This is a genomic window from Microcystis sp. BLCC-F209 (assembly GCF_041928595.1).
GTDB lineage: Bacteria > Cyanobacteriota > Cyanobacteriia > Cyanobacteriales > Microcystaceae > Microcystis.
Map to the genome: position 1 here is coordinate 1 of NZ_JBHFLL010000092.1, position 14,299 is coordinate 14,299.

14 protein-coding genes and 1 pseudogene are annotated in these 14,299 nt (G+C 45.2%); 3 read left to right on the top strand and 12 right to left on the bottom strand.

The genetic code is table 11. The features are described 5' to 3' along the window. Nucleotides 1–225, bottom strand: a pseudogene (locus ACE1AQ_RS05830) (hypothetical protein); the annotation flags it as partial. Between the two features lie 335 nt (nucleotides 226–560). Here ACE1AQ_RS05830 and ACE1AQ_RS05835 point away from each other — a divergent pair. Beyond that, on the top strand, nucleotides 561–1,307 hold the full coding sequence (locus tag ACE1AQ_RS05835) for a cobalt-precorrin-6A reductase (protein ID WP_110543923.1): 747 nt from the start codon (nucleotides 561–563) through the stop codon (nucleotides 1,305–1,307). A 349-nt stretch (nucleotides 1,308–1,656) separates the two neighbouring features. On the opposite strand, the gene ACE1AQ_RS05840 is transcribed toward ACE1AQ_RS05835, so the two are convergent. Together ACE1AQ_RS05840 and panD are read right to left on the bottom strand one after the other, a co-directional pair. Next, complete coding sequence (locus tag ACE1AQ_RS05840; RefSeq protein WP_008201412.1) at nucleotides 1,657–2,844, bottom strand: TRC40/GET3/ArsA family transport-energizing ATPase; 1,188 nt, start codon at nucleotides 2,842–2,844, stop codon at nucleotides 1,657–1,659. 73 nt (nucleotides 2,845–2,917) lie between these two features. Next, entirely contained in the window at nucleotides 2,918–3,337 is a 420-nt protein-coding gene (panD, locus tag ACE1AQ_RS05845) for an aspartate 1-decarboxylase (RefSeq protein ID WP_008201414.1), read from the bottom strand. A gap of 37 nt (nucleotides 3,338–3,374) precedes the next feature. Between panD and ACE1AQ_RS05850 the strand changes: the two genes are divergently transcribed. Further along, nucleotides 3,375–4,202, top strand: coding sequence for a DUF3598 family protein (locus ACE1AQ_RS05850; RefSeq protein ID WP_008201416.1), 828 nt, complete (start codon nucleotides 3,375–3,377; stop codon nucleotides 4,200–4,202). A gap of 953 nt (nucleotides 4,203–5,155) precedes the next feature. On the opposite strand, the gene ACE1AQ_RS05855 is transcribed toward ACE1AQ_RS05850, so the two are convergent. The 3 genes from ACE1AQ_RS05855 to ACE1AQ_RS05865 form a co-directional block, all read right to left on the bottom strand. After that, nucleotides 5,156–5,731, bottom strand: a complete 576-nt coding sequence (locus ACE1AQ_RS05855) for a Uma2 family endonuclease (RefSeq protein WP_002783255.1) — start codon at nucleotides 5,729–5,731, stop codon at nucleotides 5,156–5,158. A gap of 66 nt (nucleotides 5,732–5,797) precedes the next feature. Beyond that, complete coding sequence (locus ACE1AQ_RS05860; protein WP_071821284.1) at nucleotides 5,798–5,878, bottom strand: DUF2281 domain-containing protein; 81 nt, start codon at nucleotides 5,876–5,878, stop codon at nucleotides 5,798–5,800. 133 nt (nucleotides 5,879–6,011) lie between these two features. Next, nucleotides 6,012–6,794: an aldolase/citrate lyase family protein gene (locus ACE1AQ_RS05865; protein ID WP_110543921.1), complete on the bottom strand. Its 783-nt coding sequence runs from the start codon at nucleotides 6,792–6,794 to the stop codon at nucleotides 6,012–6,014. A 357-nt stretch (nucleotides 6,795–7,151) separates the two neighbouring features. Here ACE1AQ_RS05865 and aspS point away from each other — a divergent pair, with 357 nt between their 5' ends. Then, the gene (aspS, locus tag ACE1AQ_RS05870; protein WP_110543917.1) at nucleotides 7,152–8,939 is read left to right on the top strand and encodes an aspartate--tRNA ligase; all 1,788 of its coding nucleotides are present in this window, start codon (nucleotides 7,152–7,154) and stop codon (nucleotides 8,937–8,939) included. Nucleotides 8,940–9,008: 69 nt separating this feature from the next. Here aspS and ACE1AQ_RS05875 read toward each other — a convergent pair whose 3' ends face one another. The 6 genes from ACE1AQ_RS05875 to rpsO all read right to left on the bottom strand — a co-directional run bounded on the left by ACE1AQ_RS05875 (nucleotide 9,009) and on the right by rpsO (nucleotide 13,894). Continuing rightward, the gene (locus ACE1AQ_RS05875) at nucleotides 9,009–10,484 is read right to left on the bottom strand and encodes an SUMF1/EgtB/PvdO family nonheme iron enzyme (RefSeq protein WP_110543914.1); all 1,476 of its coding nucleotides are present in this window, start codon (nucleotides 10,482–10,484) and stop codon (nucleotides 9,009–9,011) included. Between the two features lie 155 nt (nucleotides 10,485–10,639). Then, the gene (locus ACE1AQ_RS05880) at nucleotides 10,640–11,296 is read right to left on the bottom strand and encodes a Uma2 family endonuclease (protein ID WP_110543912.1); all 657 of its coding nucleotides are present in this window, start codon (nucleotides 11,294–11,296) and stop codon (nucleotides 10,640–10,642) included. A gap of 7 nt (nucleotides 11,297–11,303) precedes the next feature. After that, nucleotides 11,304–11,957, bottom strand: a complete 654-nt coding sequence (locus ACE1AQ_RS05885) for a Uma2 family endonuclease (protein ID WP_110543910.1) — start codon at nucleotides 11,955–11,957, stop codon at nucleotides 11,304–11,306. Nucleotides 11,958–12,021: 64 nt separating this feature from the next. After that, the gene (gene aroF / locus ACE1AQ_RS05890; protein ID WP_106908145.1) at nucleotides 12,022–13,077 is read right to left on the bottom strand and encodes a 3-deoxy-7-phosphoheptulonate synthase; all 1,056 of its coding nucleotides are present in this window, start codon (nucleotides 13,075–13,077) and stop codon (nucleotides 12,022–12,024) included. A 58-nt stretch (nucleotides 13,078–13,135) separates the two neighbouring features. Beyond that, nucleotides 13,136–13,600 (bottom strand): PAM68 family protein, encoded by a 465-nt coding sequence (locus ACE1AQ_RS05895; protein WP_110543907.1) that lies wholly within the window; start codon nucleotides 13,598–13,600, stop codon nucleotides 13,136–13,138. A gap of 24 nt (nucleotides 13,601–13,624) precedes the next feature. Further along, nucleotides 13,625–13,894 (bottom strand): 30S ribosomal protein S15, encoded by a 270-nt coding sequence (rpsO, locus tag ACE1AQ_RS05900; RefSeq protein ID WP_002738807.1) that lies wholly within the window; start codon nucleotides 13,892–13,894, stop codon nucleotides 13,625–13,627. Between the last annotated feature and the right edge of the window lie 405 nt (nucleotides 13,895–14,299).

Consider the following 14,299-nt stretch of genomic DNA (forward strand, 5'->3'; position numbering starts at 1 on the left):
CTGGTATAAACGCTCGATTGGTGGTAGTTTTGCCAACTTGCGACTCCTACGCCAACGATGGAACTGTCCCCATCCTAACCAACTAGCGTAAGCGAGGACGACCCCCACTAAACCGCCGAGAATTCCCCCGAAAAGACTGCCGGAAATAAAGCGCCATAACCAGGCCAATAACTGACCGATAGTAACGATAACATTTTCCCAAATCAGACCGAGAAAACCCGTTAGGGACTTGCGTGGGAATAATATCCCAATCTATCGGAGGGCGCAAGCTTTGCGCCCCTACAGTAACGGATTTTGTCCACAATGTAGGGGCGAACTGCGTTCGCCCAAAAGGTACATTATCAAAGCGCAAGTCCCTTAATTGCCCTCACCCCCCTGCCCCGCCGACATCGGGGGGGTCGGGGGTGGGAGAGGGGAGTAGGATGTCTGCCTCTTTGTGTGATAAGTTTAACTTATATGGGAGCGATCTTTCTTTGTGTTCTTTGTGGTTCCTTCCTTTACCCACCCAAAAGAGCCGGTGAGAAGATGGAAAATTAGTTAACCTTTTGGCAATTATCTGGATGACTAAAAATAAAAGAGTGCTGATTTTAGGGGGAACGGGGGAAGCGGCAGCATTAGCGGCTAAAATTGCGGCAATTCCGGGTATAGATGCCATCGCTTCCTTGGCCGGTCGCACGAGAGAACCGATTACCCTCACAACTCCCTCTCGCCGGGGGGGGTTTGGTGGTGCCACCGGGTTAGCCAATTATCTACGCCAAGAAGGCATTGATTGTTTAATTGATGCCACCCATCCCTTTGCCGCGCAAATTTCCTTTAATGCCGCTCAAGCCGCCTCGGATTGTGGTATTCCTCGATTAATCTTAAGTCGTCCAGCTTGGGAAAAAGTATCTGGAGATAATTGGATTGAAGTAGAAAACAATCAAGCGGCAGCGAATATTTTACCCGGGTTAGCGCCGCGGATATTTCTCACTATTGGTCGGCAAGAACTGGCAAGTTATGCACATCTAAAAAATATCTGGTTTTTGATGCGGATGATTGACCCTCCAGAAGCAGATGCCATCGTACCGGTTGGAAAATTATTGTTGGAACGGGGGCCTTTTTCTTTGCAGTCAGAGCGCTCTCTTTTACAAGAATATAAGATTGGGGCGATCGTGAGTAAAAATAGCGGCGGTGATGCCACCTACGCCAAAATTATCGCCGCCAGAGAGTTGGGAATAACCGTGGTCATGGTACAACGTCCACCCGTACCTGAAGGAGAAAAAGTGGCAGATGTTGAAAGTGTCCTGGCATGGTTAGAAAAAATATGACTCTCTTGATTTTTCTGGGAAAATCATCGGTAAGGTTGGCTGAATAAATGTGAAATATAGACGAGGTAAGGGGTTTGTGGGCCTGTTTGGCGAAGCAGCTGCCAGATTTTCAAGTCCTGTCAGGGCGAAGCATTCGGGCAATAACCTATCGCTGAAACCGTAGATTTTCTATCCGAATGCTTCGCCCCTACTTTTTGCCGCAAACCCTAAGTAGTGGTGCAAAATTAATTTCCCAGTCGAGACGGTCGATGGGAAACAGCTATCAGTTATCAGATGTTATTTTTCAGTTCACTGATTACTGATTACTGATCACTGATCACTGAAAAGCTTCCCACCCAATCTAGGAAAATTACACTTTCACCACGTTGCTAAAAGAGATTTTCAGGTAATCATCTTCCATTTTTGCTCCAGAAGGTTTCAGGGCTGCTAAAGCTTGGGGTAAGACTAAATTGCGACGGTGATTACCGATGCGAATATTTAACTCGTCTCCAGTTTTATTTAGCTGTATTTGTTCCTTGGGTATACCTGGTAAATATAATTCCAGACTGTATTTATTTTCCTGTTGAACTACCCGAATGGTGTTTTCTTGGTAATAAACCTTAGTCGGATCTTCCCCAGCAAAAAGAGTTTCTTTCAGTCTTTCCAAAGCGGGTAAACCACACATTTCTTCGGAGTAGAGAGGAACTTCCTTAACCGGTAAAGGATGAAAATTATCGTAAATTTCCTGTTTATAACCCTGTTGATTTTCTTTCCAACGAGCAAAGAAAGGATCGGTTACTTTGTCGGGAATAATCCGATTAGCAATAATCAAATCGGTGGAAACATTATAGAGACTTAGATAGGCATGGGCGCGTAAAGACTCCTTAATCACCATTTTTTCGGGGTTTGTCACCAAACGTACCGAGGTTTGAGTATTATCGGTCAAAACCTTTTCTAAAGCCTCGATCTGCTCATAAAACTCGTAGGGAGCATCCATAACCTCCTTGTCCGGTAGGGAAAAACCGACGATCGGTCGAAATAAAGGTTCCACCAGTGGTCGCAATGCCACCGACATTCCCTGTAAAGGTTTGTAAAATCTTCTCATGTACCAACCGCCCACTTCTGGCAAACTCAGCAATCGTAAAGCTGTCCCCGTGGGTGCGGAATCGATAATCAACACATCATAAGTACCCTCATCGTAGTGGCGCTTCATGCGAACTAAGCCGAAAATCTCATCCATTCCGGGTAAAATCGCTAATTCTTCCGCTTGCACTCCATCCAAACCCCTAGCTTGCAATACCTGGGTGATATAACGTTTTACCGCGCCCCAGTTGCCTTCTAATTCCATTAGTGCGTCTAATTCTGCCCCCCAGAGATGGGGACGTACCAACCGAGGATCGTGACCTAATTCGAGATCGAAACTGTCAGCGAGAGAGTGAGCGGGATCGGTGCTGAGAACTAGGGTTTTATAGCCAAGTTCGGCGCAGCGGAGTCCTGTAGCGGCGGCGACGGAGGTTTTACCCACGCCTCCTTTACCGGTCATGAGAATTACACGCATGGGGGCTGATTTAAGAAAATTTACATTACTTATTCTTATTATGACGGGAAAGTTAACAAATTTAGGACAAGAATCAGCATTCTTGGCTATAGAATTCCACTCCCTGACCATCACCCCGGGGAATTAGGCTCTGTTCAAAAAATTGCTGACAGCGATTTTCGGCATCAGCGACGAGAACTTTGGCAAAATGACCCTTTTCGAGAACTTCTTGCCTCGGACGTTGTTCGTAGGCATAGATAATCAAAATATCTCCGGGTTGACAGAGCAGAGCTGCACCACCGTTAGGGCAAATTTCCCCGGTGTGGCCGGGAAAAACGTAGGTAGAAAAGCGCTTACCATTGCTAAGATTGACCACATCCACCTCTTCAAGGGGCAAAATACCGACCCGCTCGATCAATTCTTGATCGATAGTGATACTGCCGACATAATCGACGTTAGCCTCGCTGACGCGCACTCGATGGAGTTTGGCGTGCATTAATCGAATTGTTCCCATGTATTTTGTCCTATTTCCCCCAATTACTTCAATTATTATGCTCTCCCAGTGGGAATGTTTACTCAAAAATCTCGGTCAATGGCAAGGTTCTTTTACCCGTCTGTCTCCCCAAGGCGATCTGCTCGAAGATACCCCGACTTTGGTATCTTTGCAAGGCATTAATAATAATCGCTCGATTCGTCAATTGGTCCGCCGTCTCTACAGCGATCGAGCGCCAGAAGATTTGATTTTAGAGTATAGTTCTCTCCATCAGGGTATTCTATTTAGCCAGACGGGAGCTTTTTGTCAGGGTTCTCTATATTTTAGTAGTTTTTCCTCACAATTCGGAGCAGAATTTGGGTTAATCTCTGGGGAAAGACGATTAAGAATCGTACAGTTATTTAATGAGCGCTGTGAGTTCGATCGCTTGACTTTAATTCGGGAAAAGTTGACCGATTCTAGCTCCCCAGAAAGACCGATGTTAACGGTGGAGCAATTACTGGGTCAATGGCGAGGACAAGCGGTGACAACGGGACGCGATTTTTATAATTCTCCTGCCTATTCTACCCATGTATCGATCGAGCGTCAGGGGGATAATTATCTCTCGCAAACTTTGACTTTTGGCGATAATCAAATTACTTCTAGCGCTCGGATTGAGGGACAAAGATTGTTGTTTGAAAATAGTCCGCTGCCAGTGCAAATTCTGCTACTGCCGGATGGTGCTTCCTGTAATACACCTCTGAAAATTACTGCCGGTCATCCTTTTGTTTTAGAGGCTGGTTGGTTACTTTCTCCTACTCAAAGACAGCGCTTAATTCGTTCTTATGATGATAAGGGAGAATGGACAGGTATTACTCTGGTGACGGAGGAAAAAGAAAGCTATTAGCCGTCAGCCCCAGCTAGATTGATAATAAAAAGAAAATTCACTAATTACACTGAAAAATATCGGGTTTCTCCTAAAGATGAATTATAACTGGATTTTTTGTGTGATAAGTTTAACTTATATAGTAGCGCTCGATCTTTGTGTCCTTTGTGTCTCTGTGGTTCGTTCCACTCACTCGTCCGCAAGACTGTATCCTAGCATACATTTTACCCAGCAAACCTGGGAGAGCCGATAACTGCTCTCAGAAGCTGAATGCTAAGGGCTGCTTTATATAAGCAAAATTTATCAAAATCCCAATATACTTGAGAAGATTTAAATTTACATTCCTTAATCTTTACTTTTCTTAAAAAATAATTGAGAAAAATTCCTATTTGTCAACGAGATTGCAATAGTTACAGCCCGCTGCTAAAATCCAAGAATTGGGTTACTCTGTGCATTTTTAGTCCTTGTGCCTTGAAACCCTTACCACGTCTAGGATTACTAATTAGTCCCCGGTAAAAACTTGCCAATTGCTCCTTTGACGAAAAAGATCTTTTGCCAAAAATATGTGTACTTATGTTAAAACGAAAAAGTTTTTTTGACAAAATGTACCAGATATGCTGCGAGGAAAGTCTGCGGGTAAGCTGTTAACTAAGCTGTTAAGCATTTAAATTGCTTGTTGAGACGAGGCAAGAGGCACTCTTGCAAGAGGCAACAGTAAAGGGATTGGGGGAGATTCGGCTAATCTTAAGAATAAGTGCTTTAAATGCGTCTTAGCTTATCTAAATTACTGGTTAAGACTGTATGAGAGAGGGGAGAAGAACCTGATAAACCAAACGATGCTGATAAGTAGCGAGGCACAATTATTTGTAGGATGGGTTAGCGGTAGCGTAACCGATGCGGGCGTTGGGTTTCATGCTTCAACCCAACCTACGTTCTAGGTACTTATTTAATTCCACCCACCTACTTAGAACAAATTAAACCTTTAGCCAAGCAAAAATATCCACTGCTGATATTAGCCAACTTTCTAATCCTTTAATCACCGCTAAAGGCTGATTATTGCCTGCGGTTGCAATATGTACTTTCGGTAATCCTGTTTGAAAAACGGTGACTGACTTTGCTGAAGGATCAATCAACCAACCTAATTCTGTTCCTTGTTGTAAACAGAAAATAATCTTTTCCATCACTAAGGTAACAGATTGTTCGGGAGACATAATTTCAATAATCCAATCGGGATAACTTAAAAATTTATCAGCCATTTCTCCATCTAGATCTCGTGGCAAATTCTCCCAACGAATCACCGCAATATCTGGCACAATTGAACGTTCTGCAAAAGTACAACGTAATTCAGGTAGAGCATAAGCTAATTTTAGAGGTTTAGTCTGTTGATTAATGGCAGAGGCTAACTCAAATTGTAAGATGCTGTGTTTTCCTTTGGGCATAGGTTTTTGAGTGACAATTCCATGATAATATTCTCTAGCAGGCTTAGTTTCTGGAAGGACAAGAAATGCTTCGAGGGAAAGGGATTGTTTATCTTCTATTGTGGTAAACATTGATTGATTTCTCCGATCTTGAGGTGTTTTCCATTATCAAACTAGTTTATGGTTACAGAAAGACGTTCATTCCATATATTCTTTTGAGTGGTTTTCTATGAGATACTTGGCATAGTGCAGAAGTTCGTGCTTTAGAGAATCTGGCATTGTCGAAACTGTTGGTAAGATTTATGGATCATCTAAATCCTCAGAAAAAGAAACCGCAAAAGTGGGTTAAATTGCTTCCTAGTTACCATTGTAAAATAATTAAGAGAATTTATTCATAATCAGTCCAATATCTTTAACCAAAAAGTAAATTATGCAAGATTTCTAAACGCTGGTCATCTTCACGAACAATAGCACCATAATAATTTTTCTTATTCTCTAGCCAGAGTAATTCAAACTCGATCGCCTTGGGTAAAGCCAAACTAAAATTATCCAAAGCTTGGGGACAATCAAAGATAACTTTGCGCGTCTCGAAGCGGTCAAAATGTCCTTGGCAGAACATTTTGAAAAACGGTAAAGAATCTAGTGACACCGCACCCCCAATAGCAACAGTCAAACCGGCAGCCTTAGCTTTTTTTGCCAAAGGTAAAGCCAGATCCAAAACTTGCTTGCTATTCACATCCTGACGGGTTAATCCCAAAGAACAGGCTAAATCCATCCGTCCGATGACGATACCATGGAGAGATTTTATCTCTGGAATCGCCAACATTTCCTGAAAATTCTCACAGGCAGTAATCGTTTCGATATTAACTAATAGCTCCACATCTTCCACCCCTTGGTCAGCTAAAACCCTCCTGGCTGCCCGCAGATATTTTTGTAAAGCGTAGGCTGTTTCTACCATGGGAGCAATCAAGCGATCGACTCCTAAATTAACCCCATCAAAGATATCTCTGATCGCTTCGCAACCGGCGATTTTCAGATTAAAATCCACCCCCGCTTTCAGACTAATTTCTTTCAACCGCATCGCTTCCGTCAGTCGGGTTCCTTCCGTCTCGAATTCCGCTTTTACCCCCGAAACATGGTGATCTTCCCTGAGTTCTCTTAACAGTTGCACCATTTTTTTTTCTAAGGAATTCATGATTTTAATCGTTGAAAATCGGTAACTGCTAGATCAGCCTTGTTGATTATAGCCGATCTGCGAAAAGCCGATAGCTGAGGACTAAGTAGGTAGGTGTTAAAAATTGTCAGATGGCCTCTTATTCAGGAGGGATTAAGGGGGTGCCGATCCCCCCTTATCAAGGGGGGCAGGGGGGATCGAACCCAAAATCTATCTTCAATTTAATTAAAACCAGCTACTTAGGAAACCATAAAAATACTCTAAACAAAGGGACAAGAGCGACAAAATACCGGCATAATGAACAAGGCCGTCTGATTTTTTTCTGGCCACATCCTTTCTATACTACATTCGTAATATAAGTAATTCTCTAGTTAGACTATGCGAACTCACTACTGTGGCGACCTTAGCGCGATCGAAATTGAAAAAAGTGTCACCCTCTTCGGTTGGGTCGATCGCCGTCGCGATCACGGTGGCGTTATTTTTATCGATCTGCGGGATCGCAGTGGTATTGTCCAGATCGTCAGTGATCCCCAACGAACCCCCGCTTCCTACCCCATCGCTGAAACCGTCAGAAACGAGTATGTCATCAAGGTGACGGGAACAGTCAGTCAAAGGCCTCCTGAATCCCTTAACCCGCGCATTGCCACCGGAGAAATCGAAATTTACGCCACTAGCATCGAGATTCTCAACGGGGTTACTAAACAACTGCCTTTTGTCGTCTCCAGTTCCGAAAGTGAATCGGTCCGGGAAGATGTGCGCTTGCGATACCGTTATCTAGACCTACGCCGGGAGCGTATGAGTCATAATTTACAACTACGTCACCAAGTTGTCAAGGAAATGCGCCGTTTTCTCGAAGATGAACAGCATTTTATCGAAGTGGAAACACCAATTTTAACTCGATCGACTCCCGAAGGGGCGCGGGATTATCTGGTTCCTTCCCGTGTCAACCCCGGCCAATGGTACGCTTTACCCCAATCACCGCAACTATTTAAGCAATTATTAATGGTGTCGGGAATGGATCGCTACTATCAAATCGCTCGCTGTTTCCGCGATGAAGATCTGCGTGCTGATCGTCAACCAGAATTTACTCAGTTGGATATGGAGATGAGTTTTCTCTCCTTAAGCGAGATTTTAGCCCTCAATGAGGCTTTAATCGCTCATATCTTCAAAAAAGTCAAAAATATCGATATAAGCCTGCCCCTGCCCCGTTTAACATATTCTGAGGCTATGGATCGCTATGGGGTCGATCGCCCTGATACCCGTTTTGGCTTGGAATTGGTCAATGTGGCGGAGATTTTTGCCGATTCGGGATTTAAGGTGTTTTCAGGTGCGATCGCTAGTGGTGGGACGGTGAAAGTTTTACCGATTCCCAACGGTAACGAGGCGATTTCTAACGTCAGAATCAAACCGGGTGGGGATTTATTCAAAGAAGCCACCGACGCGGGGGCGAAGGGAATTGCCTACATCCGCGTGCGCGAAGACTACGATTTTGATACCATCGGTGCGATTAAAGATAACCTAACAGAGGCACAAAAACAGGCTTTAATCGAGAAGACTGGCGCAAAACCGGGGCATCTGCTCTTATTTGGGGCAGGAGATACCGATACAGTCAATAAATCCCTATCCCGCCTACGCCTAGTTTTAGGGGAACAATTGGGATTAATTGATCCTGAGAAAATCAACCTCCTCTGGGTGACGGATTTCCCGATGTTTGAATACAACGCCGAGGAAAAACGCCTAGAAGCATTGCATCACCCTTTTACTGCCCCTAATCCCGAAGATTTAGAGGATCTAGCCCACGCTCGCGCCCTAGCCTACGATATGATTTTTAATGGTATTGAAATCGGTGGCGGCAGTTTGCGGATCTATCAACGGGAAGTACAGGAAAAAGTCTTCGCCACCATCGGTCTATCCCCAGAGGAAGCCTATAATAAATTCGGCTTTTTGTTAGAAGCTTTTGAATACGGAACCCCTCCCCACGGTGGTATCGCCTACGGTTTAGATCGCTTGGTGATGTTGTTAGCCGGAGAAGAATCGATTCGCGATGTGATTGCTTTCCCGAAAACCCAGCAAGCTAGTTGTTTACTCACTTCTGCACCTTCAACAGTGGCAGCGAAGCAATTAAAGGAATTATCCGTTGCTTCTACCTACAAACCGCCATCCTAAGATTAGGGTGGGCAATGCCCACCTAATTTTTGCAAGTCTGTTGACACCATGCTCTTAAATTCTTTTCTGCTACAAAGTCCTCCCAGCACCGCACACCACCCGAAAACCGAAGTAGCTGAAGTTGACGACGCGGCGGGAGTAGTTGAGGCGGTAAGCGGAACGGCAGCCATAGGGATAGCCGCACCAAGAACCGCCCCGCAGAGAAGAACGACTATCATCCCCATTTTCTATCCAGACACTGCCATCCGTCGGCGCACCGTCATAGTTATCGTGCCAAGTATCGGCGCACCATTCCCAGATATTGCCGTGCATATCGTACAGTCCAAAAGCGTTTGGGGGAAATTGTCCCACGGGAGTCGTTTCTTCCCGATATTCTCCGTTCGGTTCCCCGGCGTAGGTATAGCTGGCATCGTAGTTGGCCAATTCCCCGGTAATGGTTTCCCCAAAGTAAAATGGGGTGGTGGTTCCAGCACGACAGGCGTACTCCCATTCCGCCTCACTGGGAAGTCGGTATTCCCTTCCCGTTAGTTTCGATAATCTCGCGCAGAACTCGACGGCATCGTACCAGTTGACTTTTTCCACGGGTCTATCCCAGCGCGTGGGCGATCCCCCCCTAGCCCCCCCTTCAAAAGGGGGGGAATCGGAAGCCCCCCTTTTTAAGGGGGGTTTGGGGGGATCTTTAAAGTGGGAGGGATCAGGGTCAAGGTCTTTTTTTACTTTTAAGTCGGTACGGGAGGCGATCGCTTTCCACTGAGCCTGAGTGATGGGATATTTACCCATAAAAAAGGGGGGGACGTTAACCTCATGTTGAGGGCGTTCATCATCAAAACTATATTTCTCATTTGCTGGTGAACCCATCGTGAATGTGCCACTGGGGATGGCAACCATTTCTAAGGTGATGTCGTTGCCCAAATCTTCGCTGAAATATTGGGACTGTTTCGACTCTTTTTTGATTTGCTCACCCTTCGCATTTACTCGCACGATCTCAAAGTTAAATACTGATAACGGTGGCGTGACGATTACGGTCTTTTTTGGTTCTTCTGGAACGATTATCGGTTGTTTTGGTTCTTCTGGAACGATTACGGGTTTTTTTGGCTCTTCCGGTTCAGGATTGAACTGATGGGTAATTGCTCTTTCTAGTTGCTCAAATCCGTCTTCTTCCCAATAATCAAGCCAGTGGAGGTCTCGCAGGTTCAAGCCATACTCCTCCTGTCGCAGGTCGGGGATATCGCATTCATCCAATCTCAGCGGAATGAGATAGATTGAATTCGGCGGTCTGTCAGCATATTGATTGAGGGCCATTTTAAATTCCCGCTGCACGAATCCTTGTTTAGCAATCGAGCGTTGGGAGAGACAAGCGATGAACAGTTGACTATCTGCGATCGCCTTGGGGATGACTGAACGCCAGTTTTGACCCGGAATCAGGTCTTTTTTATCCAACCAAGGTTTATATCCCGCTTGCTTAAGGCGCTCATGCAGTGCCAAAACTGCTGGTTTGTCCTCACTAGCGTGAGCTAGGAAAATTTGGATATCTGACTTTTTCATAACTTTTTCTTATGACCACAAGTAGGGGAGAGCCAGATTAACTGGCAGAAAATCTCTAAATAAACCATTTAATTAATTATTACTCATTCTTAATTCTCCTGTCTCCTAACGACCGGCTCCTAACCCCACCAACAAACTTTTTCAGCAAACCCTAGTTAATTATTTTTAGCTATTTGACTAACAACCCATGCTCTTAAATTCTTTTCTGCTTTAACTTCATCCTCTTGAGCAGTGGCTAAAAATTCATAGAGTTTAGTTTTCGGAACTAGGGGAAAAGTGGGACTAAATTCTCCTTCCTGATAAACCCCCTTTTCTAACCGATAAATGCGCCAGATTTGTCCATTAAAACGCCATAATTCCGGTACTCCCAAACGGGCATAAAGTGCTAATTTATTAATATCCGTGTGGGTTATATCCACTTCCACCACTAAATCTGGGGGCGGATCTTCAGTTAAATTAATTCTTTTTCCTAGCACTTTAGCTTGATTTTGAATATAGTAAGCATTGTCAGGTTCTGCCCCCCGTTCTAAATCTTCCCTAGCTAGAGTTGTGGAACCCAGACTTTTAATTTTTAAACCCAATTCTACCACCAAAATCCGGATAAATAATCCGATTAATTCTCGGTAAAACTCGTGTTCTTCTAGGGGCATAGTAATCTCTAAAGTACCACGATCATAAAATAAATGGGCGCGATTATTTTCCCCTAGGGACTGTAAAATTTGCTGATAGGATAACCAACTGAGATGATTAAAAACTACCCGTTTTTCGCCCCTAATTTGCTCAGTATTTAACTCCAGAGGAACTGTCACCATAATTACCTCAACTTTCAGCTAGTTGACTAACAAGCCATTGACGTAAGTTTTTTTCTGCCCTGACTTCATCCTCTTTAGCAGTGGCTAAAAATTCATAGAGTTTAGTTTTCGGAACTAGGGGAAAAGTGGGACTAAATTCTTCTTCCTGATAAACCCCCTTTTCTAACCGATAAATGCGCCAGATTTGTCCATTAAAACGCCATAATTCCGGCACTCCCAAACGGGCATAAAGTGATAATTTATCAATATCCGTGTGGGTAATATCCACTTCCACCACTAAATCTGGGGGCGGATCTTCAGTTAAATTAATTCTTTTCCCTAGCACTTTGGCTTGATTTTGAATATAGTAAGCATTATCGGGTTCTGCTCCTCGCTCTAAATCTTCCCTAGCTAGAGTTGTGGAACCCAGACTTTTAATTTTTAAACCCAATTCGGACACCAAAAAATAGATAAAACGTCCGATTAACTCTCGATAAAACTCGTGTTCTTCTAGGGGCATAGTAATTTCTAAAGTGCCACGATCATAAAATAAATGGGCGCGATTATTTTCCCCTAGGGCCTGTAAAATTTGCCGATAGGATAACCAACTGAGATGATTAAAAACTACCCGTTTTTCGCCCCTAATTGGCCCAGTATTTAACTCCAGAGGAACTGTCACCATAACTGCCCCGAAAAGCGAAATTTATGCCCAAAAAAGGGGGTTGATTCACCCCCTTATTATCTTATTAAACCAGTGCTGGAACCTGGGGCCAACGCTCGATCGTCTTACCGATGACCGCTAACTCCCGCGTTAACTGGTCGAACCTGTCGGGGGTCAAGGATTGCGGCCCATCGGATAGGGCCTTGGCCGGGTTAGGATGCACCTCGATCATCAAGGAATCGGCCCCAGCTGCCAGGGAAGCCATGGCCATGGTCGGTACATATTCCCATTTACCCGTACCGTGGCTAGGATCGATCATGATCGGCAGGTGGGTTAAAGTTCTTAAAACGGGAATACAGGATAAATCTAGGGTATTACGAGTATATTTACTGTCAAAGGTGCGGATACCGCGTTCGCAGAGAATAACATTGCTATTTCCTGCCGCGAGGATATATTCTGCCGCCATCAGCCAATCTTCAATAGTGGCCGCCATGCCGCGCTTGAGTAGGACTGGTTTCGGTTGCGCCCCAACTTTTTTCAGGAGGGAAAAATTCTGCATATTGCGGGCCCCCACTTGCACCACATCGGCTATTTCGACAATCTTATCGAGATCCGCCGCGTCCATTACTTCCGTGATAATACCCAAACCACTGGCATCTCTAGCCGCCGCTAGTAATTCTAAAGCGCTTTCCCCGTGACCTTGGAAAGCGTATGGAGAAGTGCGGGGTTTGTAGGCGCCACCGCGGAGGAATTGCGCTCCGGCTGCCGCCACTCGTTTGGCAGTTTCCACGATCATCGCCTCATTTTCCACCGAACAGGGGCCGGCGACAATGCTAACGGGATGATTTCTGCCGATGGGGATAACACCGTTAGGAGTGGGGACTAAAACCTCGCTGTATTCCCCGTGACGGTATTCTAAAGAGGCTCGTTTGAAGGGTTGTTCGACTCGCAGGACGGTTTCGATCCAAGGGCTTAATTCTTGGATTTGTAGGGGGTCTAATTCCCTGGTTTCTCCGACTAAACCGATGACAACTTTATGCTTACCGACGATTTTTTCAGGACTTAATCCCCATGCCTCGAATTCGGCACTGACGCGCTCGATTTCAATTTCCGGGGAACCAACTTTCATGACAATAATCATGGCATTAACCCTTTATTTTTTCCTTTAATCTCTATTGTTGACGATTTCTAGAGGTTATCTATTTTTCTTCCACTTCTTTTTTGCCGGACTGCCAAGCAGCGATCGTTCTGCCAAAATTAGCTTGAAATTCTTGCCATCCTAGCCAATCCCCCACCCGATCCTCGTCCCAAGAAGCGGAGAAGATGCCATAACTCAGACCGATAAAACCTAGACCAAATAGGCTTAAACTGACGAGCATGGCGACGTAGGAAGGGATTTCGAGAAGATTGTGGCTAATAATCCAGTAGAAGCCAAAAAAGGAAGTTATCCCCAATACTGTCGGAATGCCACAAAATACCGCCATCCGTTTGGCCATCCGTTGACTGACCGCTTGGGGAATTGCCTTTAAGCTGGTTTCCTCGGAGCGAGTCTTTATCGGCGGTGGCACGGGACTAGGGGCAATTTTCGGAGTTTTTCGCTTATTTTGGCGCGGCTCAAAGGGAAGACGTTCTTTTTTCTCCGTCGATTTCGATTCAGAGGCCATGGTAGGGATGCAAAGGGGGTAAGCTTAACGGCGAATTCCGAGACGACCGATCAGGGTTTGATAACGTTGTTGATCTTTCTTCTGAATGTAGGTTAACAGTCCCCGACGACGACCGATCATCTGGAGTAATCCCCGGCGGGAAGCATGGTCTTTCGGGTTAGCTTTCAGGTGTTCGGTCAGTTGGTTGATTCTCTCGGTTAGGAAAGCTACCTGTAACTCCGATGATCCTGTATCGGTTTCGTGGGCCTGATATTGGCTGATTAGTTCTTGTTTTTTGGTCTGGGTTAAGGCCATAGGACTCGTGATCTTTGCTTAAACACTGCAACCTATCATAGTATCACGTTTCCAGTCAATCCGTAAACATTGTTCGGGTAATAGGGTTTTGGGGTGATAGGGTGATAGGGTTTTGGGGTGATAGGGTTTTGGGATGATAGGGTGATAGGGTTTTGGGGTGATGAGACAACTTCCCCACTTCCCCACTTCCCCACTTCCCCACGTCCCCACGGCCCCCCTGCCCCCCGGCCCCCCCGCCGCCCCGCGGTGGCCATGGGGGCCCCTCGGACTCATGAATCATGAATTATGAAGTGGGGAAGTGGGGAAGTGGGGAGGTGGGGAAGTGGGGAAGTGGGAATTATGAATTATGAATTATGAAGTGGGGAGGTGGGGAGGTGGGGAAGTGGGGAAGTGGGAATTATGAAT